Here is a 22,143-nt window from a genome sequence, read left to right as displayed (position 1 = left end):
GGCCGCGCACGCCGCGCGGCCCCGCTTCTCCGTTCCCCGCCTTCAGGCGGCCACGCGGCCGCCCGTCATCGCGTCGACGCGTGTGAGGAAGTGCTCGCCGTCGCGCCGTCCGAGGTCGTACGCATGCCGCATCTGCGACGGGCTCGTGTAATCCCAGCTCGAAATCGGCACCTTGCTCGACGGCTGCACGTACAGCCGCCGCTGGTCGCCGTGCGCGACCGTGAACATCTGCGGACGCGGATACAGCCGCGTGACGAGCACCAGCACGTCGCCCGGCGACGGGTCGAGCGCGTCGACCGGCACGTTGTCGACCATCCCGCCGTCGAGCACCGGCCTGCCGCCACGGCGCAGCACCGGCGTGAATGGTGGCGTGCAGGACGACTGCAGGATCAGGTCGGCGAGTTCGTCGACTTGCGTGCAGGCTTGCGCACGCACGAATTCAGGCCGGAAGCCGAGCGAGCGCCCGAGCGTCGGGTGCAGCGTCTTGCGCACGTACTTCTCGATGTTGTACGCGACGAGGCCCGCTGCGACCGCGCTGCGCGCGCCGAGCCAGCGCGGCACGTGCGACACGCCGATGCGGATCTCCGGTGCCGCGGCGAGCTTCGCGAACGGCTCGCCGTAGATGTCGAGCAAGGCCTGGCGGTAAATGCGGTAATGCGGAAACACGGGCTCGCGCCCGAACAGGTTGCCCCAGTACGCGTTCTTCCGGTTGTGGCGCAGCGCCTCTTCGTAATAGCGCATCACCCATGCGGCGTCGCGCGTATACAGCATGCACGCGGTCGCCGCGCCGGCCGAGATGCCGGTGATCACGCGCGGGCGCAGGCCCAGCGACGGCTGCGCGACGTCCCAGAAGCCGGCCTGCCACCAGCAGCGATTGCCGCCGCCGGCAAAAACGATCTGGTCGAACATCGCGCCGCTCAGCTGACGAGTGCGTAGGTCGACGTCGCGTGAACGGCCATCTTGCCGTCCTCGTCGAACAGCTCGACTTCACCGAACACGAGATTGCGGCCCATCCGCAGCACGCGCGCGGTGACGAGCACGTCGCCCTTGCGCACGGGACGCATGAAGTTCGTGTTCAGCGACACGGTCGTCATCGGCCGGAACTCGCCGAGCGCGGCGGAGATCGCGACCACCATCGCCGTATCAGCCGCAGCGGTGAAGACCTGACCGCACATCACGCCGCCCGAATGACGGAATTCGCCGGAAAACGGCAGGCGCAGCGTGACGCTGTCGTCGCCGATCGACACGGGGACCAGACCAAGCGAGCGGACCCACGGGGCCAGCAGGCGATCCAGCAATTCGCGAACTGCGTTTTCGTCCATCTTCGACTGTCCAGAAAACGTTGCGCGACCGCCGCGCAACGCGTGTGGCGTCATCATACCGGGGCCGCGCAAACTGCGATCGCTCGTTACCGCGCCGACAGCTGCCGTTGGCGTGACGAAATATTTTCAGGAAATTTGCACAAAGGACTTGCCAAGCCTTAAATAGCCGGGCATAATCTTTCTTCTGTTGGGGGCGTTAGCTCAGTTGGTAGAGCAGCGGACTCTTAATCCGTAGGTCGAGTGTTCGAGTCACTCACGCCCCACCAAGAAATTCAAAGGGTTACAAGCGATTGCTTGTAACCCTTTTTTCTTGCCTGTCGACGAAGTGTCAACGCAAAAATAAGAATCGGGGCCACGAATGCAGTTCGATGATTTGAAGACCATCCTCGAGATTGGCCTGGCACTTTTCGGGCCTGCATGCTTCTTCGGGTGGGACCAAAGATACCGCTTGTGGCGCAAACAACGAGCGATCGCGAGACTTCAAAAGCAGCGCGCATACTATGCGCAGCTCGCAACCTCGGACTCCGCCGTTCGACACTTCCTGTTCGCCCAGCTGTTCATTCTGGCCGCCATCGCCTTCATCGCCCTGATGTTTCTGGGCCTCTACGGCTCCAATACCAACCAACAAGCCATGCGCGGGGTTCTTACCATCCTCGGCACCGCCGGATATTCTGTCGCCTGCTTCACGCTTGGGCGCCTCCACCGGATAAAGATCATTGATCAGTATTTGGCCCGCGTCGACCGTGACCTGCAGAAGCTACAACAGCCTTAGCCTTATCGTCCTGACACAAGGGCCAGCCACGTAACACCAGCAAATTTCACATGGCGGAATGCTGGTTGCTGAGGGTATTGATTTTGAGTAGCCTGTCAAGAGGATCCGGCGTTTGACGGAAATTCAGACTACCCAATAAAGACCACCCGCCGTGACTATCGTCTTCAAGAAGCCCCCTCTTGTCGAACTTATCGCCGAGCTTCGGTGGGGCACTCCCATGTTCGGACTAGCACCCGGCGGCACGGGAGCTTTTGCGTTTCCTGCTGGGATGGGTGAGCAGGGGCAACAGTTGCAATTTTCATTTGCAACCCTGTTCGACTCCTTCTTTATGCGCTTCGCAGTAGAAGCTCACAAGATGGGCTTCACCATTCAGGAGCGTGTCACCCCGCCGAACGCCTTATTGATGCCGTTTCAGACAGTTTGGCGCTGGAAGAAGCCGAACGTACCGGGGCTATTCCTGCAGCTTGGATCCGGCGTCTTCACTGTCAACGGCGGCCCACCAGCCTATTCTCACTGGGACACATTCGTCCCGATAGTCCAGGAAGGAGTCTCCGGTCTACTTGCCTCCTTGGAGGCATACCCGGAACCGCGCCCAACTGCGTTCTCACACACGCTACTGCGTTACATTGATTTGTTCGATAGCGAGGTCGCCAAAAAGAAGGCTCCGCTCGAGTTTTTCCGGGATGTCTTGGGCTTGAAAATTGACTTGCCCGAAACCATGTTGAAATTCGAAAGCGGCGATCGGCCCATCATCCCTCAGTTGAATTTGCAAATTCCACTGAAAGATGGCGCTGCAAACTTCATGTTTGCGCACGGAGTCGTCGGTGGACGGAGCGGTCACATTCTTGATACGACGGTTACGCGTAATACGGAGGTGCCGCTCAACGCAAACTCTGTCGCCGAGAGCTTTACGGCCTCGCACGCAATCACCAATGAAGTGTTTATGGCGCTAACAAAGCCGCTACACGCGGAGATGGAGCCATCAGAATGATCGGGGAATTTCTCAATACGGGCATTGATCTGAGGCCCACGTCGGCACTCACCGCTGAACGTACGTCATACATGCCCCCAGTCGAGTCGGCATCGTACTGGTCGTATGCCGTCAATACCGTGGTCGTCCCGCTTCTTCCAACGGCAGCGATCATGTATCAAGTTGCGCACGGCAGAGAAACCGCGTTGCTCGATGAGTACGAGGCACTTCAGGCTAACTGGGACGGATACGACGCCGATCCCATTAGCGAAGATGCATGCAGTGCTGCGAAGTCTTTTCTTGTGTCCTTGCCATCCAGCTTCGAATCTCCAGACTTGTGCCCCAATCCATCTGGCACCATTTCGATGGAGTGGGAGTCGTCCAACGGACAAGCGCAACTCGAGCTCGGTCGCAGCAAGTTCAGCTTTTATTTGCGTCAAAAGGGTGCCGCAACGGTATACCAGCGTGGGGACTCCAAGCTTGCTTCGTCGGTCTACGGGCTGCTCGCGATGCTGTATGCGAATCCGCGTCCAAGATCCATTACAAATATCGAATATTGAGCGCATTCGTCCATGGCAGACGATGTCGACAAGGACATCCCGAATGATGAGCATGTGGTACGTGGGATCTGCACCCCATACCACTATGACCAGAAGAAGGGAAAACTGAAGAAAGGGGCCTTCAAACAGAAGGATCCGACGCGTGGCGTGTCCGTTTATCGCACCTTGATCTTGTCGTCTCAGAACTGCAAGGAGCGGGCAAAAGCGTTAGGTAATGCCGACAAGCAGTATGTCGGTCTCGCCTGTGTCGCTGCTGGGATAGTTCGCTCCTCCGAGGCTCAAATTGCTGACACTCGGGAAGCGATGTTTTATGGCCATGCGGATATATTCATCGTCACGGGGCCGACGAGTATCAGCACGAAGCTGGCGAACCACTGCCGCCAGAAATCTCGGATCTCGTTGATAAGCGCATCGATTTGATTCTAAATTCAACCGCGTTTTATCTGGACCCAACACCAGACACCGATGACTGGCAAGGTCCAGATCTTGCTGCCGCATAGGCGTCGACTGTTATGCAGTTGACATCGACTGCAAGCACTGCAGCGCGTTGAAGCGCTTTGCCTCTTCTAGATGGTCGGGGGCGAGATGGGCGTAGCGCATCGTCATCGCAAGGCTTGCGTGCCCCAATATTCGCTGCAGCGACAGAATATTGCCGCCGTTCATCATGAAGTGGCTCGCGAACGTGTGGCGTAGGACGTGGGTAAGCTGGCCATCCGGCAACTCGATTCGCGCCCTGTCGACGGCCTCGCGGAAGGCTGACGCGGCCGCATCGAAAATCTGAGCCTCTTTGCCGTATTGTTGGTGATGCGCCCGGATCTCGTTGTACAGATCTTGGTCAACAGGTACGGCCCGCGTCTTGCCGCTCTTGGTGCGTGCGTACTGGATTAAACCATCTCGGACCTGATGAATCGTCAGGCCTTCTGCCTCACTCCATCTTGCACCGGTAGCCAGACAGATCTTAGCGATCAACTTCGCGTGCTTGTTCCGGCCTTCGCCCAACTCGTGTAGCAGGCGAACTATTTGAGAGCGATCGAGGTAGGTCAGCTCGCGCTCTACCACTCTGAACTGTCTTAGCGAGGACAGCGGGTTGTCGCCCTTCCATTGCCCCAGACGCTTGAGCTCGGAAAACACGGATCTAAGGTAGGCATGTTCTCGGTTCATGTTGGCAAGGCTAATGCCCGCCTTCAAACGTTGGTCTCGATATGTGGCAAAAATCTGCACCGAAAACTTATCGGCCACCGGATTGCTCATTGCTACTGCCATAGCCACTAGTCGACGCTTCATGTCCTCGCCCGACCTCAACGAGCGCCCATGGTGCTGGTACCACGTCTCGATAAGGTCTGTCAGACGGCGCAAATCTCTGCGCGCCGGTGCCCATTCAGTATCTTGAGTCACTTTCGTACGAAGCCATGCCTCGTACGCTTTCGCTTCAGCTAGGGTCTTCAGAGTTTTGCGAACTCGCTTTGCCCCTCTTCCGCCGGGTTGTACATCGACCAACCAACCTGCATCAGTCTTTTTGATCGTCATTCTCTAGTTCGTCCAAGGTTTTTTCCTCCTCGGTACGTAGGCGACTGACCTTCCGAATCATTGCTTCGAGAGAGCGCAACTTGTCATCCTCATCAAAGTGCGGATTCTCGTGCATACGCTCGCGAAGGTAGTCCTGCCGTTCGATCTCCAAGCGAAAAAGCTGCCCCGCGCGCTCGCGATGCATCGGCAGTGCAGAAAGCGGAACGTCACCGTCCTGCCTAAATGCGTCCATGTGGCCATGCGTTTGGTCAGTGATGCCCGTCGTGAGCCAAAACGCATACTGCGGCCAAGCCTTCCCGAGCGCCTCGACCATCTCGCCGCTGATCTTCGTACCGCGGTTCCAGAACGTCTTCCAAGACTCCGCACTGATTCCAGTCTTCTCCGACAGCTCTTTGAAGCGCTGCCGTGGATCAGTAGCAAGGTCAATCAACGCCCTTGCACGATTATATATAGTCATCTCACCCTCTTGATAGGTTCATTTGAACCTATATACTTCGCCTCACAACCACATCGGTGTGTTCAAACAATTATGCGTGCGATCGCGGACCTTGGCCAAGACTCGTTTAGCGAAGCGGTGGGATATGCCCCACTCATGGACAGGCGCAGGTTCGCTCAGGCAGTCGGTGTCACCGCCGAAACGGTCGAAGGATGGATTGCTCGGCGTGAATTGCCGATGGTCAAGATCGGCCGGCGCAACTTGGTGAACGTTGCCGCGATCCACCGCCGGTGCTTGCTCGAGGAAGCGTGAGATGACTGCTCCCACAATCTTGGTTCGTTACCTCTCCGCATATTTCGAGCTTTGGGTAGTGACGGCCTCGAGCCTTCCGTTCGAGGACTGGCGCTATCTCGTTCGATTCGCCGAAACCAACCTCAAACAGCTCACACATCCGTCAGCGTCAGTCGTCTCGGATTTGCTGCTCCTCCGATTGAAGCGGCACCCGCTCACAACTCCGGCGCGCGCTCAACTCCATAAGCTCATGTGGGGCCTATCGATTGTTGCCGAACTCAATCCGGATCAACGGAGTGAAGTTAGCCAATCTGTCTTCACTTGCCTTAACAAAAATTTTTAGGAATGCATATGAGTCGCATGAAGAAATTGCTGGAAGACGACGTAGCGCTCAAGCATTCAGCACGCCGCTGCAAAAGCAATGAGGCAGCACAGACGACGCCAAGCTCCGTCGCTGCTGCCACACCAGATTGCCCCCCCTCTACTAACAGGGGGGAACGGAAAGGCCGGCCATCGCGACGGTTCAGGAATTGCAGATGGTCATGACGGACACGGGTGAATTGAAAACCATCCTGGTGCGCCAGCCGGTCAACGAACAGGTTGCGATGATCGACACGCTTCGCTTCACGGTGGGCGAGGAAACGTGGAACCGGACCGCAGGCATTCAGCTTGTTGCAGATGAGGCGTTCATCTTCGAAGCGAGCAAGCACCTGATGCAAATCTTCGGCTTTGGCATCACGCGCGATCTGAAAAAGAGCCGCGATTTCTATATGAACGCGTGGGAACTGGGAGACAACTATGGTCACGTCGCCTTCGGTGGTGCCAGTCAGCGTGGAACGATGCTCATCAATTTGAGCGGCCAAGGGTGCATCGCCGCTAAGGCTGGGTGGGAATCTCGTTTGTACGACTTCCTAGTCGATACGGCAGCTCGACCGACGATCACGCGCATTGACCTCGCGCATGACTGCATGCAGGGCGAATACACGGTCGATCAGGTCGATGGTTGGTACGACGATGGCCTGTTTACCTGCTCCGTGAACGCCCCGCACCATGAATACAAGGGCGATTGGAAGAAGCCGAACGGCAGGGGTCGCAGCGTGTACGTCGGCTTGCGTCGCAACGGCAAGCTCTGCCGCGCATATGAGAAAGGCCGTGAACAAGGCGATGCCGACTCGGAATGGTTGCGGATCGAAGTGGAATTTCGGAACAACAAGCGCGTTATCCCCCTCGACGTGTTGCTCGATCCATCCAGCTACTTCGTTGGTGCGTATCCGTGCCTTCGCTTCCTAGATGCCTCTCGCTCGCCGGAAAAGATTGAGATCAAGCGTAAGGCGGCGGAGATCAACGTTGATGCGAGCCTGAAGAACATCCGCACGAGCTATGGGAAGTACGCGTTCGTGCTGCGCAATCTGCTGGGCGACGCCGATTTTCTCGATGCGATCACGAATGATTCGGGCGATTGGCCTGAGCGCCTCAAGGTACCCGATTACGAGACCTGTGCGGTCCCGATCCACGTCTACGGCATGACCAAGCCCTTTAACGATTTAGACCCCTCTGGCGATGGCTGGACAGAGGAAACGGTCTTTGCACCAGCCGCTACTACGGGAAACAAACCATGCGATTCACGAGCAATGTGAAGGTAACGGGGATGAAGGCGAGCAAAGGCCAAATGGAAAACGGAACGACCTTCGACAGCACGAAGGTCTACACCGAAACGCCGCTTGACGATTCGAAAGGCACGGCTAAGGGCTTCGCGGTCGCGGAGTTCACGCTCGGCACGTCTGCCGAGTTCGACAAGTACAAGCATCTGCCCTTCCCCTTCGAGGCTGCTGCGGATCTGGAGCTCGTGACGAACGGGAAGACGCAGAAAACCGTGATGCATTCGCTGAAGCCGGTGGAAATGTCCCGGCCGGCCAAGGCAGGCTGATTATGGACAGCGGGGTCGTGTACGTGGTGCAGGACCTTGTTTCCGGCGGCTTCCTACGGCCTGATTCCGGCGACGTGGGTCGGACCGACCGCCTCCGAGATGCAGGCGGATTCGAAGATATAGGCGAGGCGTATGAGGCCGGAATTGACCATTGCGACGGGTCCTTTGACGTCGTGCCGCTGATCTTCGTTCGGAAGGGGAATTGATTGTGTCGGTCGGCACTGTTCAGAACGTCTTGCTGTGTATGCCCGTCACGTCGGATCAGTCGTCGGCACTCGATCAGCAGATCTGTCCGCCCTCGGGCAGTCAGTATTTCCATATTCAAACGCAGCAGGGATACGTGATCGATCCGGCGAGTGCGGGCTATCTCGATGGCCTCGCGGTTCCGTTCGATTACACCGCTGCGTCGGGGTTCTTCGCGCTGGCGTTCACGATGGTTGTCGGGGTCTGGATGGTGAGCGCTAGCGTGGGAGGCATTCTCGCGTTGATCAAGCGAGGATGACGCGTGCCGGGCGCTTCCCGGTTTTTCGTTCAAAAGGTAACAGCAAATGAAGGCAAAAAATCAGGTGGTTAAGAATTTCGTGGTCGGCGTAGCGGCGGCGGGATCGGCTCTGGTGGCAAATGCTCAGGCGGCAACGACGCCGGTCGACGTGACGCCGATTACATCAGCGGTCGATTTCGGCTCGGTCGTGGTCGGGATCATGTCGGTCGCGAGCGTGATGGTCGGCGTCTATGTTGCGTGGCGTGCTGCGAAGTTCGCCCTGCGTGCGGTCAGGGGCCTGTGATCTAGCGGGACACCGGTCGTGGGGAGCCGCTGGGCTCCCCGTTTCGTTTACGGGGGCGATGTGATGGCAGTAACCGAAGTTTGGTACGTGGTGGTGTTCGCGTGGGGCATCGTTTGTGGCTGGGCCTGCGTGTCAGGCCTGAAGGGGTGAAGCCATGACCAAGCGAAAGATTGTTTGCTTGCTGCTCTCGCTATCGGTCGCCGGACAAGCGGAGGCCGGCAACATTCTTATGTTCGATTCGAACGGAGTTGTGACCGCGCGTAATGATCCGACGACGCCCTATAGCTACGGCAAGAGCCAGATTGAGACTTCCGGTTTGTTGTATTCGAAGCTTGGGAAGGCGGGGTATGCGCCAACTAGTGCGCAGGTGACGTCGACGGTTCAGGCGATCGAAAGTGTCGCGGTTAGTGCGGCTAATGGCGCCCGATCGGGTATCGGTGGCGGGTGGCTCGGAATGATCGGCGGGGCGGTCCTCGGGGCGGTGATCAATTGGGCGATCGGGTTGGGTCTGGACAAGCTTGTTAAGTGGTGGTTCGGGTCTGGCGACAGCGTCACCGCTACTACTTCTGCAAGTGCTCCGCCTATAGGGTCCTTTTACTATTTTGCGCTTGAGCGGGAGTGGCCGGACAAGTGCGGGCAACGGATCGAAAAGGACTACATGACCGATGTCGAGGCGTTTAACGCGGACGCCGCTGCATCGAAGCAAACGCCGGTCAATTGCTATGGCACCGATCCAGCAAAGACTACGGATTGGAAGCTCGATAGCTGTAACGGGAGGGGTACCTGCACGGCCCATGCGACGAGCTGGGTTGATGGCAGCACGGTCAACAGCACGTTCGATTACAGCTACCAGTACGGTGTACCCGTGAATCTTCAGGTATCGAGTGCGGGCGATGGGTCACCGGTGACGACTGATATAGCTACGGCTACCAAGAACGTGCCGGACTCGGAAAAGGCACAGCCGATTAATCCGGAGCTTGCGGCCAGTACGGTGAATGCGCTGTGGCAGCAAGCGTCGCAGTTGCCAGGATTTCAGGGTGTGCCGTATGACCCGAGCAACCCCGTGACGACGCAGGATGCGACGGACTGGCAGAACGCGAATCCGAGCTATACGCCGACGGTTGGTGATGCGTTGGGTGTGGGTACGGGTTCGGGTACGCAGGGGCAGGCTAATGTCGGCGGTTCGGTCGGTTCGTTGCCGATCCACAACACGCCGGGCGTGTCGGATCCCACGCCGGGCGTGAATCCGGGCACCGGCACCGGCACCGGCACCGGCACCGGCACTGGCACTGGCACTGGCACTGGCACTGGCACTGGCACTGGGGCGCAGTGCGGTGCTCCGGGTCAACCTGCTTGCGAGGTGGATCTCGGTCCGAATCCAAATACGTCGCAGCCTTCGTTGGAGAACACTCCAACGATCCAAATGATCCTCGGTCCGGTTTTGAACATCTTGCCGGGCTTCAGCTCATGGCATGTTCCGGCGCACTCGGCGGTGTGTCCAACGGCGACCTTCGCGATGTTCGACCACACGTACACGATGGATCAGCACTGCATGATTTTTGAGCAGAATCGTTCGGTGATTAGCGCCGGTTTTTCACTTCTGTTCGCGTTGGCGGCAGTGTTTATTGTTCTCACTGCATGAGGTGATCCATGTACGCAATTCTGATGTCTGCAGTTTGGTCGGCGCTGACGTGGCTGTTTCGATCGGTGCTGATCAAGTTCGTGCTGTATTTCGCGTTGTATTTCTTCGTGACGGAAGCGGTGCAGTTCCTGCAAGGGCAGGGCATCTTGCCTACCGCCACGTCGCTTTCGCAGGCGTTCGGTGCTGTAGGTCCGGGGGTATGGTATTTCCTCGATCTTTTTTCGGTGAGCTATGGAATGCCAATGGTAGTTGCGGCGTATGCGGCTCGTTTTGTTATCCGACGCATTCCGTTGATCGGGTGAATTGAATGTCCATTAATGCTTACTGCGGGATCATGGGATCGGGTAAGTCGTACGAGGTTATTTCCGGTCCGGTGCTCGAGGCGATTGCGCGGGGTCGTCGGGTGGTTACGAATGTCGATGGTGTTAGGGAAGAGGCGATGCACGCGTACCTTGCGGAGAAGCGTGGGCTTAATCCGTCGAAGCTCGGTCGCATCGTACACGTGACGACTGATCGCGTGCGTGAGGAAGGATTCTTCCCGGTTGAGGTTGAAGGTTCAGGCGGGGCGACGGTAACGCCGGGTCTGGTTGAGCCCGGCGATTTGCTTGCGATCGACGAAGCGTGGAAGTTGTGGGCGACCGGGGAGAAGCTTTCGAAAGAGCATGTATCGTTCTTCCGTATGCATCGGCATTTCGTCAATCAGGAATCGGGGCTCGCCTGCGACATTGTGCTGATGGTCCAGTCGGTGACTGATTTGCATCGGATGCTAAAGCCGGTGCTTGAGCTGACATTTGTGATGCACAAGCTCAAGATGCTCGGTGCGTCGACGCGTTATCGAGTTGAACAATATGACGGTTGGAAGCAGAACGCGAAAACGCGGGTTGCTACTTACTACAAGACGTATAACCCAGAGATCTTTCCGCTCTATAAGAGCTATGCGGGCGGGGCCGGTCACGAGGCTGTCGTAGACGCACGCCAAAACGTGCTACTCGACCGTAAGTTGTGGGTGGTGGGTGGTGTGTCGTTTGTGTTGTTTTGCGCCGGACTTTGGGGAGTCGCTCGATTTTTTTCGCATAAACCAAAGCCGGCACAAGGTCAGGTCTCTGGTGTTTCTGCTGCGGGTGCTTCTGCAGTGACCGTGCCGGGGGATCTCCCGGCTTGCCCGCGCCATCGCCCGCTCCTGCGAAGGTGTCGGACGTTTCGGACACGTGGCGGGTGCTTGGGCGATTCGAGTCCGGCACCGTGCAGTACGTGGTGCTCGCTGACGCAGGCGGGCGCATCCGTGTCGATTCTCCTGCTGCGTTCAACGGGCTTGGGACATCGATTTTCGGTCGAGTGGACGGCGAACGTGTTGCGATGTGGTCGGGCGCAAAGCCGACTGCCGGTGCGCCTTCTGTTATTCCTGGGGGTAGCTCGAAATGAGCGTCAAGAGTCTGCTCACGCTTGCAGTGATGTGGCCTGCGCTCGCGGTGGCCGATAAGCCGGCGTCGATGCCGGTAGCGCCACCGTTACCGACGTTGGCATCGCTCGGTGGTCAGACGGCAGCGCCGCTTCCCGTCTCGGTACCGCTCACGCCGACGCAGCCAATGGTGCAGCATTCGAAGGGCAATTCGTTCGACCTGCGATTCGCGACGGTTTCGTTCGTGGTCGACTTCGTGTACGAGAATGCGGTGAAAACGCCGCATGTGATCGGTCCGGACGTGCTCGCGGATCAGCGACAGGTGTCGTTCCGTTACAAGGCCGACGACGGCGACTTGCGCCGTTTTCTTTCAGCGTTCCTTGATTCGCTTGGATATGTCGTGACGGTGCGCGATGGCGTGGATTTCATCGGGAAGAAGCCTGATGCGGACCAGCCGAGGGAAGTGCGTGAGCCGTTCGTCTACGTTCCGCGCTACCGCAAAGCCGATTACCTGATGCGGTTAGTGCAGCCTCTGGTAGGTGGGCGGTTCACGACACAGCGAGGGGTGTCGCCGACTGGTGCGGCCGCATTGCAGGGAAAGGGCGAAGTTGCGCGGAACGTGCCACAAGAATCGGCAGCGGCGATGATTGACCAGAGTTCGGATCAGCTTGTGTTCATGGGTACACCGGGTGAGATCGAGGCGCTCCGGAAGGTCTTGCCGATGATCGACGTGGCCCGTGGCAAGGTGAATTTGCGTGCGTGGGTTTACGAGGTCAATAACACGACACAGGATCAATCGGGTTTTGCTCTTGCAGTTAGCCTGTTTGGTGCGGCGATTGGGTTGAACGTGAACAATGGATTGTCCGATCCATCAGCCTCGACAGTGCAGCTGCGCGCTGGCAACGCAGTGACGCTTGGCATTCAGGCGCTTGATTCGGATAGCCGTTTCAAGGTGCTGACGCGCCCCAATCTGACGGTGCTGTCCGGTGATCGCGCGCGGCTCAATGTCGGTCAGCAGGTGCCAACGCAGGGGCAGGTGAGTTATCAAGGACCAAGTGGAACACCGGTTCAGTCAGTTGTGTATCAGGACGCTGGCGTTATTTTTGACGTGCAACCAACGGTGATGCGGGACACGATAGAGCTGTCGGTAGAAGAGGAAATATCCGACTTCGTGCGCACGTCGACGGGCGTGAATACCTCGCCTACAAAAAACACGCGGAAGCTTCAAACCGTTACAACCTTGAGTAACGGCGATGTCGCAGTAATCGGAGGCTTGTTGCAAGCACACGACTCGTTGTCATCGTCAGGCCTCTCCTTCCTACCCAAATGGGCGAAAGGCCGTGGCTCATTGCGCGATCAGACAGAGATAGTGCTTGTGCTGCAAGTCACGAAGATCTAGGTGTGCCGCAGGCAAGGCTCCATCGCCCGCAACGCGCGAGCGTGAGGACGTGGGCCTTGCCTACGGCGAGCTACTGCATACGCGTTACGCTGGGAACGCACGGCAGCCCGTCGACGTTCGGCCGCCTACGGGCGTTCGACATTAACGTGTGCATAGTCGACAATCCGACATGCCGACTATCCTTGGATATGGCCGCTATGGTGAACGAGACAACTGCATCGAAAGAATCGACACGCGCGCAGATGATGGACGCGACAGCACGGTTCATCAAGAAACTTGACGCCATTCCGGGCTGGCACGAGGCACGGGTTTCGAGCTTGGTAGCGACAATGGATCTCGATGGAATATTGCCGGAGCCGACTGATGAGGCAAAGCCGTTTCAGCTCCCCCTGACGTGGAGCTGCAGCATGCTGTCGTCACACGTTACCTCGAGCTGTACGACGTCGCGCTCTCTGTAAGGTCCTGCGAGTATTACTTCCGCCGTTTCCCATTCAACGGCTTACCCGTGACTCGACATGAGCACCTAAGTAACGCTTGCGAGTTGTACTTCAGCCGCATCTATCAGTTCAAAGAGCGTCTCAAGCAACTGGTTGACGCTGTCGATCGCTTGGTGCCAAAACATGGCATTCAGTTCGGTCCATTCATCAAGCAATTCGGCAAGGAGTTCGATCAGGAAATTCGCGAACGCAATCAGATTCACCACCACCAAAAGTTCATAGATCTCGATATCGAGCGCGTCTATATGACAGGGATGCATGACCTCGTGTACCCGAACGGGGGTGGAAAACAGAACAACGCATGTACTACCGAAAGGTCGCGAAGACATGGGCAGAGCGTGTTCGCAATCGTAGCGAACGATTGGAGATGTTCGTCGACGCAGTCGCCGAGGCGCTTCTGAAAGGTTGCCCCTTTCTCACCGATATTTAGGACCCGCTATGCCACCTGACATTGCCACCCCGGATCCCGTAATCAGATTTTTTGAATGGTTCGTGTTTGATGCAGACGGAGCACGCTACTTTGCGGGAAAGGCTCAAATGAATCGTTCGCGATACAGCATGAGCATGCGGATCGTGCACTTCGATTACGAGACCCGCAGAGGAACTGACGAGTCTGGATCCGTGTACGAGTTGATAGGAGCGAGCGCCTTCTGCGTCTCCGTGCCGGTCGTCTGGGAGACGTGGCTAAGTGATCGAGAATGCTCGACATGGCGGGACGTGACCGCCGAGTATATGGCGCCTTGTCCTACATACCACTAGGCGTCAGTTGCGCACTTATTCATCAATCGCGGTCGCGTACTGCATTGCGCGAGCGTCAATCAGCGCGTGGTGCCGTCCTACGTGGCGGCGAAAGTAGTCCTCCATGCGCTGCTGATCAAGCTGAACGCGGCAGGCTCGCCAACCAGCAGGCGGGCCATCCATTAGGTCACATAGCAGCTCCCAATCGCCACCGTAGTCAAAACACAGCAGACGCTCGCGCTCGTTGGTGTATTGATCGAGCCAGAGGCTCAGCTCGGTGTGCAAAGAATCGCGCGTGAACACCCGGTCCGGGTACTTTCCGAGCTGGGGAAGAACTGCTGCGCGGACAAACTCGCTGCAGCTAGATTGTTCGAAATCCGAGCGCTCCCCATAAAACTCGCGGCCGTCGTCCGCGACGAGGCCAATGCTGATGAGCTCGCAGTCAATGAAATCCGTGAATTCGGTGTCGACATAGACGTGCACCGGCATTGCTGAACGCTCCGGGAAACTGGTTGAATACGAGGATACCAAATCTGTAAGTGACTGATTTTTAAGGAGTCGCGATTAGCGACTCGTTGCTACCCGCTCGTTCTTTTTCAGCAAGTGTTTGATTTTATTGGATTCCCGGGTTGGGAAAGCGCCACGCTCAGATCTTGATAGCCGCGCTAGATCCGATCCGGGCGGCTAGCGTGAGGAGTGTCCGGCACGTAATCGACGCGGCCTAGCGCGACGGCCCCTCTGCAGCGTGCGATGGGTGATCGCGCGGCTCAGCGCGGCCCGCCGGACCGAGTAGCGGGTATATTCGATACCGTAGGCCGCAGCTACGGCGGTATCCGACCGCCATCTTGCAAGGCAATTAACAGGGCCTGATCGTAAGAGGAACCATATGTGCCACGCCCCGGGGATCTCTCCCAAAAACCCCTTCTGAGTCAACGACTTGGTATTACCAATGTCTCCGTCGCTCCGCATCGGCAACGAGATCAAAGGGCGGGCGCTACCCAGCGGCTGGAGCGTCAACTAAGTGTCAACGGCACTGTCGAATACAGTCGACCAGTGTCGCGTCGTTGCTCGAAAGCAACGGTAATATCGACCAGTATCGACCACTGTCGCTTTCGCAAGGGACTCTTAATCCGTAGGTCGAGTGTTCGAGTCACTCACGCCCCACCAGGAATTCCGAAGCCCGGTTAGCGAAAGCTAACCGGGCTTTTTCCTTTTCGTCGCCCGCTTTCGCGCCCACGCACGGTAAGCATCCGCACGCCCGTTCCGCATCGTTTCCGCTAGAATCGTCCGACAAATATCACACGACCGGCGCAGGCACTGCCGTTTGCCCGCCGGCACTGAGAGAACATGGGACGCCAGACATGGAAGCATGTGAACGAGACGCGACCATTCAGAGGGCCTGGTTGCGCCGATATCGGCCTGTCCGTCGGGGCACGCCGCTCGCCCGAGCACACCCGAATCCGCCGTGCGCCGCACGCAGCGGGTCCGGTCATGCCGCGTAAGGACGCGCTCGTCGCGGTCTTGCTCGGCGTCGCGCTGCTCGTGCTGGCCGGCGTGCTCGCCGTCACGGCCGGCCGCGCGACCGGCCATCTGGTCCGCGCGCCGGGCACCGTCGTGCGCATCGTGCAGGACAGCGACGCGATGCGCGCGTACCGGCCGATCGTCGCCTACCTCGCGAACGACGGCCAGCGCCGCGAAGTCGCCGGCAATACTGCATCGACCGTCCCCGCGTACGACATCGGCGAGAACGTCGACGTGTTGCTCGACCCCGCCCATCCCGACCGTCCCGCCCTGATCGACGATTTCGCGCAGCGCTGGTTTCCGGCTGCGGTGCCGGCACTGCTCGCCATCGCGTCGTTCGCGATCGGCGGCCTGCTGATCGCCGGCGAGCGCCGCCGCGGGCAATCCGACGCGCCGCCGACCCGCGCCGAACGCAAGCAGGCGCGGCGCCGCTGGGATATCGCGGTCGTGCTGATCCCGATCGCGATCGGCACCGGCTTCCTCGCCGGCGCGGGCGCCACCGGCCTGCGCCAGTGGCAGATCGTGCGCCACTACGCGCAATCGACCGGCCATGTCGTCGAGATCGCGAAAAGCGCGCGGTCGCCCCGCGCGCGCACATCGCTGTATTCGGCGATCGTCGCATTCACGACCGACAGCGGGCGGCCGATCACATTCGTCCAGGGTTCGGCGTCGTCGCATCCGGGCCTGCACGAAGGCGATGACGTCGACGTGCTGTACGACCCCGTCACACCCGAGCGCGCAGTCGTCGACCGCTTCTGGGATCGCTGGGGCCTCACGGCCATCCTGTTCGCGATCGGCGCGCCGTTCCTCGCGGCCGGGCTGTTCGTCGCCGCGACGCTGTGGCCGGAACATCGGCCGCACGAAGCCGCACAATGACGATCGCGCGCCGGTCGCGCGCGGCGCGGCAACCGTAACGGCGCGCGCATCACCGCTCCCTGAACGCCTCCACCTTCGCGCGATTGCCGCACGTGCGCATGTCGCACCAGCGCCGCCCGACGCCGCGGCCGCGATCGACGAAGAACCACGTACAGCGGCCGCACTGCCGCACGCGCGCGAAATCATCGCTGCGCAGCAGATGCTCGAAGCCGAGCGCGGCCGCATCGACCCAACGCGACGCGGCGCGCGCGTCGGGCCGCCATGCGAACCGGCCGCCAACCGCGTCGAACGCGCTGCGCCCGATCGCGTCGCGGATCGCCACGGCAAGCCGCTCCGCCGCGCGCGTGCCGGCGCTGCCGCCACCGCCGACCGTCAGGTGCGCGATCGCCGCGTACGCATCCTCGCGAAAGCGATGCAGCGCCATCAGTTCGTCGGCGCCGTCCTGCCGCGCATGACGCAGAAACCGCGCCAGATCGTCCGGCGCCAGCAAGCCCGATTGCTCCGCCCACGCACGTACAGCCGGCCAGTCGACGAGTTTGTCCTCGTCGCGCGTTTTCCCGGTGTCGGCCACCGTATTGAGGAAGTCCAGCGCCGGATGGCCGCCGACGAAATCGGCCGCACCCCATTCATGCGCGTGTCGCGCGGGCTCGTGTCGAGTAACCATTTATTTTCGCCTATCGGTTTCACGCCCGAAAAATCCGGAGTAACCTTTTAATAACCAAAACAGGTTAGCACGGAGATGCCGATGCTCGAACTCGCGAACCGTTTCAATTTCGAAGGCCACCGGATTGCATGGGGCACGCTCGGCGAAGGGCCGCCGCTCGTGCTCGTGCACGGCACGCCGTTTTCGTCGCAGGTGTGGCGACGGATCGCGCCGTGGCTCGCGCGGCGTCATCGTGTGTTCTTCTACGACCTGCTCGGCTACGGCCAGTCCGACATGCCCGACGCGGACGTGTCGCTCGGCCGCCAGAACGTGCTGTTCGGCGCGCTGCTCGATGAATGGAACGTCACACGCCCGCGCGTGCTCGCGCACGACTACGGCGGCGCCACCGTGTTGCGCGCGCACTTCCTCGACGGCATCGCGTATGCGGATCTCACGCTCGTGAACCCGGTCGCGATCGCGCCGCAGGGTTCACCGTTCGTGCGCCATGTCGCGCAGCACGAAGCCGCGTTCACCGGATTGCCGGCGTATGCGCATCACGCGCTCGTGTCGGCCTATATCGGCAACGCGGTTGCGCGGCCGCTGAGCGACGACACCCTGTCGATCTACCGTTCGCCATGGCTCACGCCGGCCGGCCGGCCCGCGTTCTATCGCCAGATCGCGCAGATGCGCCAGCGCTACATCGAGGAAGCGGAGGCCCGCTACGCTGCGCCGGATTTTCCGGTGCGCATCGTGTGGGGCGAGGACGATGCGTGGATTCCGCTCGAACAGGGGCAGGCGCTCGCCGACCGCATCGCGAACGGCAAGCTGATCCGGGTGCCGCGTGCAGGACACCTGGTCCAGGAAGATGCGCCGGAGGCGATCGTCGCAGCAGTGCTCGACACGCAAGGGCAGCGCTGAGCGCTGCAGGAATCGCGTAGCGCGTCAGAACGCCGGCACGCCTTGCGCGAGCGTCGCGATGAACTTCGCGGTGCGCGGGTCGCTCGGCCGGCCGAACAGGTCACGCGATGCACCGGCCTCGACGATGCGGCCATCGGCGAGAAACACCGCGTCGTGTGCGATCGACGCAGCCAGGCGCAGGTCGTGCGTGGCCATCAGCATCGTCGTGCCTTCGCGCGCGAGCTGGCGCAGCACTTCGACCACTTCGATGGACAGCTCGGGATCGAGCGCCGACGTCGGCTCGTCGCACAGCAGCACCTGCGGCGACGGCGCGAGCGCGCGCGCGATGGCGACACGCTGCTGCTGGCCACCCGACAACGTCGCGGGCCATGCGTCGGCCTTGTCCGCGATGCCGACCTTGTCGAGCAACGCGAACGCCCGTTCACGCGCACGCTCGTGCGGCCAGCGCTGCACGGTCACGAGCCCTTCCATCACGTTCTGCACGACGCTCAGGTGCGGAAACAGCTGGAAGTTCTGGAACACCATGCCGGTCTGCCGGCGCACCGCGAACACGGCGTCGCGCGACGGCCGGCGCCCGGGCGCGAAATCGATGCGCGCATCGCCGACGGTCAGCACACCCGCCTCGGGCACTTCGAGCAGGTTCACGCAGCGCAGCAGCGTGCTCTTTCCGCTGCCGGACGGCCCAATCAGCGCGGTCACGCTGCCCGGCTGCAATGCGAGGTCGATCGCGCTCAATACGCGATGCGTGCCGAACGATTTGTCGATGCGTTCGAGACGAATCATCGCAACTCCGCCTGGAACAGCGCGTGACGGCCGAAACGGGTTTCGAGGTGACGTTGCAGCGTGGAGAGCACCGAGCTGAACAGCAGGTAGATCAGCGCGGCTTCGGTATAGAGGATCAAGGGCTCGTAGGTCACGGCCGCGATGCGCTGCGCGGCCTGGAAGATCTCGGGCACGGTCAGCACGGCCGCGAGCGACGTGTCCTTCACGAGCGAGATGAACGAGTTCGACAGCGCGGGCAGCGCAACGCGCGTTGCCTGCGGCAGGATCGCGCGGCGCAGCGCCTGCGCGCGCGTCATCGCCATCGAGTACGCGGCCTCCCATTGCCCCTTCGGGATCGATTCGATCACGCCGCGAATCACCTCGGCGTTGTACGCGCCGACGTTCAGCGAGAAACCGATCACGGCGGCGGTCAGCGGGTCGAGCACGATGCCGACGCTCGGCAATCCGTAGAAGATCACGAACAGTTGCACGAGCAACGGCGAGCCGCGGAACAGCCAGATATAGAAACGCACGGCGGCCTGCGCCCAGCGCGGCCCGAACAGGCGCGTGAGCGCCGCGCCGAACGCGAGCAGCAGGCCGATCGCGAACGACGCGAGGGTGAGCGGAACCGTGAACACGAGCCCCGCGTAAAGCAGGGGCCGCAGCGATTCCGCCATCAGGTGCAGCCAGGGCGGCATCGTTCAGTCTCGCGTCACGGCTGCGACACGTCGCGGCCGAAGTACTTCTGCGAGATCTTCGCGTAGGTGCCGTCCGACTTGATGTCCGCGAGCGCCTTGTCGATCGCGGCCACCAGCTCGGGGCTGCCCTTGCGCAGCAGCACGCCCGATGCGTCGCCGGCACCGCGCGTGCCGGTCGCCGCGATCTTCAGTTTCGCGTCGGGCTTGTGCTTGCGGAAATCGAGGTACGACAGCGAATCGTTGATCGTCGCGTCGACGCGCCCGGACGTCAGCAGGTCGATCGCTTCGTTGAAGCCCTGCACGGGCACGACGTCCGCGCCGTGCGCCGCCGCGAACTTGCCGAAGTTGCTCGTCAGCGTGTTCGCGGATTTCTTGCCCTTCAGGTCGTCGAACGAGCGGATCGTCGTGTTGTCCGTGCGCACGATCAGCACCGGATGCGACGTGATGTACGGCGTCGAGAACGCATATTTCGCCTTGCGCGCGTCGGTGATCGACACTTCGTTGACGACCGCGTCGTAGCGGTTCACGTCGAGGCCCGCGATCAGCCCGTCCCATTTGCCTTCGACGAATTGCGGCTTCACGCCGAGGCGCTGCGCGATCGCGGTCGCGATATCGACGTCGAAGCCCGTCAGCTTGCCCGTCTCGTCGTGATACGTGAACGGCGCGTACGTGCCTTCGGTGCCGACCCGGAACACGCCGGACGACTTGATCTGCGACAGGTCGTCGGCCGCGAGCGCGCTCGTGACGGCAGCGGCCTGCAGCAATGCAACGACCAGAATGGAGCGAAGGATTTTCATGGTGCGGACCCCGAATGATTGGAGGGAATGATCCCGCGGCACGCGCGTGCCGTTCGAGAGGTCCGCGAATTCTACCGACGCGTCGAAGCGCGGCAAAAACGCAAATCGGCTAACGATATGAGCCGTTCGAATAACGCCCGCACCGGCCGCGAAGCCGGTGCGGGCGCCTTTCACCCCGCTTACCAGGGCAGCGAATACGTCTTCGTATTCGTGAAGCTCTTCATCGCTTCCTGCACGCCCTCCTTGTAGCCGAGCCCCGAATCCTTCACGCCGCCGAACGGCGTCAGTTCGAGCCGGTAGCCCGGTACTTCGCGCACGTTCACGCTGCCCACTTCCAGCTCGGTGATGAAGCGCGTGATGTTGTCGAAGCGATTCGTGCACACCGACGACGACAGCGCGTAGTCGGTGCTGTTCGACATCCGGATCGCTTCGTCGATGTCGCGAAAGCGCATGATCGGCGACACGGGGCCGAACGTTTCATACTTCACGAGCGGCATGTCGGGCGTCACGCAATCGACGACCGTCGGCGAATACAACGCGCCGTCACGCACGTTGCCGACCAGCAGCCGCGCACCGCGCGCGATCGCATCGTTCACCTGCTGCTCGCAGAACTTCGCGGCCGCTTCGTCGATCACCGTGCCCATGTCGACCGACGGATCGGCCGGGTTTCCGTACGACCACGCGCGCGTCTTTTCGACGACGAGTTCCGTGAAGCGATCGGCGACCGACTCGTGCACGAGCATCCGCTTGATCGCGGTGCAGCGCTGCCCGGAGTTCTTGTACGAGCCCGACACCGCGAGCGTGCTCGCTTCGTCGAGATCGGCGTCCTCCATCACGATGATCGGGTCGTTGCCGCCGAGCTCGAGCACCGCGCGCCGATAGCCCATGCGCGACGCGATCGACTTGCCGATCGATACGCCGCCGGTGAACGTGATCAAATCGATCGCCGGGTTCGTGATCAGCTCGTCCGCGATTTCCTTCGGGTCGCCGGTGAGCACCTGCAGCATCTGCGGCGGCAAGCCGGCTTCGTACAGGATGTCCGCGAACAGGTAACACGATAGCGGCACCTTCTCCGAAGGCTTCACGACGATCCGGTTGTTGGTCGCGACCGACGGCACGATCTTGTGCGCGACCTGGTTCATCGGGTGGTTGAACGGCGTGATCGCCGAGATCACGCCGAGCAGCGGATCGCGCTGCGTGTACACGCGGCGCTTCTTGCCGTGCGGCGTCAGATCGCACGAGAAGATCTGCCCGTCGTCCTTCAGCACTTCGCCGGCGCCGAACGTCAGCACGTCGGCCACGCGCCCGGCTTCATACGTCGAATCCTTGATGCACAACCCGGCCTCGGCCGTGATCAGCGCCGCGATCTCGGCGGTGCGCGAGCGCACGATGTCGGCCGCGCGACGCAGGATCGCCGCGCGATCGTGACGCGTGAGCGTCGGCCGATACGCACGCGCGACCGCGAATGCACGCCGCACGTCGTCCAGCGTCGCCTTCGGCACGGTGCCGACCAGCGAGCCGTCGTACGGGTTGCGCACGTCGATCACGGCGTCGCGATGAATCCTTTCGCCGTCGATTCGCAGTGCTTCGCGACGAATCTCGCGGACGTCCGTCGATGCTGCAATGGCGTTCATGAGTGTGTCCCCTTGCGGATGCGGATGCA

25 protein-coding genes and 1 tRNA gene are annotated in these 22,143 nt (G+C 60.6%); 15 read left to right on the top strand and 11 right to left on the bottom strand.

Annotated elements, in window-relative coordinates:
• Nucleotides 1-42: 42 nt before the first annotated feature.
• Both BBJ41_RS12915 and BBJ41_RS12910 read right to left on the bottom strand, forming a co-directional pair.
• On the bottom strand, nt 43-909 hold the full coding sequence (locus BBJ41_RS12915) for a patatin-like phospholipase family protein (protein WP_069746712.1): 867 nt from the start codon (nt 907-909) through the stop codon (nt 43-45).
• Between the two features lie 8 nt (nt 910-917).
• The gene (locus BBJ41_RS12910; RefSeq protein ID WP_069746711.1) at nt 918-1,322 is read right to left on the bottom strand and encodes a PaaI family thioesterase; all 405 of its coding nucleotides are present in this window, start codon (nt 1,320-1,322) and stop codon (nt 918-920) included.
• Nucleotides 1,323-1,512: 190 nt separating this feature from the next.
• On the opposite strand from BBJ41_RS12910, the gene BBJ41_RS12905 reads away from it, so the two are divergent.
• The 5 genes from BBJ41_RS12905 to BBJ41_RS12885 all read left to right on the top strand — a co-directional run bounded on the left by BBJ41_RS12905 (nt 1,513) and on the right by BBJ41_RS12885 (nt 4,044).
• Nucleotides 1,513-1,588, top strand: a tRNA-Lys gene (locus BBJ41_RS12905).
• A 92-nt stretch (nt 1,589-1,680) separates the two neighbouring features.
• Nucleotides 1,681-2,094 carry a hypothetical protein gene (locus tag BBJ41_RS12900; RefSeq protein ID WP_069746710.1) on the top strand — a complete coding sequence of 138 codons (414 nt, stop codon included), beginning with the start codon at nt 1,681-1,683 and terminating at the stop codon, nt 2,092-2,094.
• Between the two features lie 151 nt (nt 2,095-2,245).
• Entirely contained in the window at nt 2,246-3,085 is an 840-nt protein-coding gene (locus tag BBJ41_RS12895; RefSeq protein ID WP_069746709.1) for a TIGR04255 family protein, read from the top strand.
• Nucleotides 3,082-3,624 carry a hypothetical protein gene (locus BBJ41_RS12890; protein ID WP_069746708.1) on the top strand — a complete coding sequence of 181 codons (543 nt, stop codon included), beginning with the start codon at nt 3,082-3,084 and terminating at the stop codon, nt 3,622-3,624. The genes BBJ41_RS12895 and BBJ41_RS12890 overlap by 4 nt, the downstream gene beginning before the upstream one ends.
• A gap of 12 nt (nt 3,625-3,636) precedes the next feature.
• Complete coding sequence (locus BBJ41_RS12885; protein WP_069746707.1) at nt 3,637-4,044, top strand: hypothetical protein; 408 nt, start codon at nt 3,637-3,639, stop codon at nt 4,042-4,044.
• 90 nt (nt 4,045-4,134) lie between these two features.
• Here the strand turns inward: BBJ41_RS12885 and BBJ41_RS12880 are convergent, their stop codons facing one another.
• Together BBJ41_RS12880 and BBJ41_RS12875 are read right to left on the bottom strand one after the other, a co-directional pair.
• A complete protein-coding gene (locus BBJ41_RS12880; protein ID WP_069746706.1) occupies nt 4,135-5,151 on the bottom strand; it encodes a phage integrase in 1,017 nt (338 codons plus the stop codon).
• A complete protein-coding gene (locus BBJ41_RS12875) occupies nt 5,132-5,581 on the bottom strand; it encodes a hypothetical protein (protein WP_156814787.1) in 450 nt (149 codons plus the stop codon). The genes BBJ41_RS12880 and BBJ41_RS12875 overlap by 20 nt, the downstream gene beginning before the upstream one ends.
• 833 nt (nt 5,582-6,414) lie before the next feature.
• On the opposite strand from BBJ41_RS12875, the gene BBJ41_RS12865 reads away from it, so the two are divergent.
• The 8 genes from BBJ41_RS12865 (at nt 6,415) to BBJ41_RS12830 (ending at nt 13,030) form a co-directional block, all read left to right on the top strand.
• Nucleotides 6,415-7,515, top strand: coding sequence for a replication initiation factor domain-containing protein (locus tag BBJ41_RS12865; protein ID WP_069746704.1), 1,101 nt, complete (start codon nt 6,415-6,417; stop codon nt 7,513-7,515).
• Nucleotides 7,494-7,805 carry a hypothetical protein gene (locus BBJ41_RS12860; RefSeq protein ID WP_060082951.1) on the top strand — a complete coding sequence of 104 codons (312 nt, stop codon included), beginning with the start codon at nt 7,494-7,496 and terminating at the stop codon, nt 7,803-7,805. Before BBJ41_RS12865 ends, BBJ41_RS12860 begins: the two co-directional genes overlap by 22 nt.
• A 202-nt stretch (nt 7,806-8,007) precedes the next feature.
• Nucleotides 8,008-8,307 carry a hypothetical protein gene (locus BBJ41_RS39030; protein ID WP_156814786.1) on the top strand — a complete coding sequence of 100 codons (300 nt, stop codon included), beginning with the start codon at nt 8,008-8,010 and terminating at the stop codon, nt 8,305-8,307.
• Between the two features lie 46 nt (nt 8,308-8,353).
• Entirely contained in the window at nt 8,354-8,590 is a 237-nt protein-coding gene (locus BBJ41_RS12845; protein ID WP_069746702.1) for a hypothetical protein, read from the top strand.
• A gap of 154 nt (nt 8,591-8,744) precedes the next feature.
• Nucleotides 8,745-10,232 (top strand): hypothetical protein, encoded by a 1,488-nt coding sequence (locus tag BBJ41_RS12840; protein ID WP_156814785.1) that lies wholly within the window; start codon nt 8,745-8,747, stop codon nt 10,230-10,232.
• 8 nt (nt 10,233-10,240) lie between these two features.
• The gene (locus BBJ41_RS12835) at nt 10,241-10,534 is read left to right on the top strand and encodes a DUF2523 family protein (protein ID WP_069746700.1); all 294 of its coding nucleotides are present in this window, start codon (nt 10,241-10,243) and stop codon (nt 10,532-10,534) included.
• Nucleotides 10,535-10,539: 5 nt separating this feature from the next.
• Nucleotides 10,540-11,712 (top strand): zonular occludens toxin domain-containing protein, encoded by a 1,173-nt coding sequence (locus tag BBJ41_RS39025; protein ID WP_236872029.1) that lies wholly within the window; start codon nt 10,540-10,542, stop codon nt 11,710-11,712.
• On the top strand, nt 11,651-13,030 hold the full coding sequence (locus BBJ41_RS12830; RefSeq protein ID WP_069746699.1) for a type II secretion system protein GspD: 1,380 nt from the start codon (nt 11,651-11,653) through the stop codon (nt 13,028-13,030). Before BBJ41_RS39025 ends, BBJ41_RS12830 begins: the two co-directional genes overlap by 62 nt.
• Nucleotides 13,031-13,553: 523 nt before the next feature.
• Here BBJ41_RS12830 and BBJ41_RS40395 read toward each other — a convergent pair.
• Together BBJ41_RS40395 and BBJ41_RS12815 are read right to left on the bottom strand one after the other, a co-directional pair.
• A complete protein-coding gene (locus BBJ41_RS40395) occupies nt 13,554-13,787 on the bottom strand; it encodes a hypothetical protein (protein WP_167362198.1) in 234 nt (77 codons plus the stop codon).
• Between the two features lie 514 nt (nt 13,788-14,301).
• Entirely contained in the window at nt 14,302-14,754 is a 453-nt protein-coding gene (locus BBJ41_RS12815; RefSeq protein ID WP_069746697.1) for a 3'-5' exonuclease family protein, read from the bottom strand.
• Nucleotides 14,755-15,612: 858 nt separating this feature from the next.
• On the opposite strand from BBJ41_RS12815, the gene BBJ41_RS12810 reads away from it, so the two are divergent.
• Nucleotides 15,613-16,662: a DUF3592 domain-containing protein gene (locus BBJ41_RS12810; protein WP_069746696.1), complete on the top strand. Its 1,050-nt coding sequence runs from the start codon at nt 15,613-15,615 to the stop codon at nt 16,660-16,662.
• Between the two features lie 49 nt (nt 16,663-16,711).
• On the opposite strand, the gene BBJ41_RS12805 is transcribed toward BBJ41_RS12810, so the two are convergent.
• Entirely contained in the window at nt 16,712-17,326 is a 615-nt protein-coding gene (locus BBJ41_RS12805) for a CGNR zinc finger domain-containing protein (protein ID WP_069746695.1), read from the bottom strand.
• 81 nt (nt 17,327-17,407) lie between these two features.
• Here BBJ41_RS12805 and BBJ41_RS12800 point away from each other — a divergent pair, with 81 nt between their 5' ends.
• Entirely contained in the window at nt 17,408-18,223 is an 816-nt protein-coding gene (locus BBJ41_RS12800) for an alpha/beta fold hydrolase (RefSeq protein ID WP_069747688.1), read from the top strand.
• Nucleotides 18,224-18,247: 24 nt separating this feature from the next.
• On the opposite strand, the gene BBJ41_RS12795 is transcribed toward BBJ41_RS12800, so the two are convergent.
• The 4 genes from BBJ41_RS12795 to phnY all read right to left on the bottom strand — a co-directional run bounded on the left by BBJ41_RS12795 (nt 18,248) and on the right by phnY (nt 22,114).
• A complete protein-coding gene (locus BBJ41_RS12795) occupies nt 18,248-19,006 on the bottom strand; it encodes an amino acid ABC transporter ATP-binding protein (RefSeq protein WP_069746694.1) in 759 nt (252 codons plus the stop codon).
• Nucleotides 19,003-19,683: an amino acid ABC transporter permease gene (locus BBJ41_RS12790; protein WP_069746693.1), complete on the bottom strand. Its 681-nt coding sequence runs from the start codon at nt 19,681-19,683 to the stop codon at nt 19,003-19,005. Before BBJ41_RS12790 ends, BBJ41_RS12795 begins: the two co-directional genes overlap by 4 nt.
• A gap of 14 nt (nt 19,684-19,697) precedes the next feature.
• Nucleotides 19,698-20,480 (bottom strand): amino acid ABC transporter substrate-binding protein, encoded by a 783-nt coding sequence (locus BBJ41_RS12785; protein WP_069747687.1) that lies wholly within the window; start codon nt 20,478-20,480, stop codon nt 19,698-19,700.
• Between the two features lie 179 nt (nt 20,481-20,659).
• Entirely contained in the window at nt 20,660-22,114 is a 1,455-nt protein-coding gene (gene phnY, locus BBJ41_RS12780) for a phosphonoacetaldehyde dehydrogenase (RefSeq protein ID WP_069747686.1), read from the bottom strand.
• Nucleotides 22,115-22,143: the final 29 nt, after the last annotated feature.

The sequence above is a fragment of the Burkholderia stabilis genome (genome assembly GCF_001742165.1).
Lineage (GTDB): Bacteria > Pseudomonadota > Gammaproteobacteria > Burkholderiales > Burkholderiaceae > Burkholderia > Burkholderia stabilis.
This window is presented reverse-complemented; position numbering and strand designations above follow the sequence as displayed.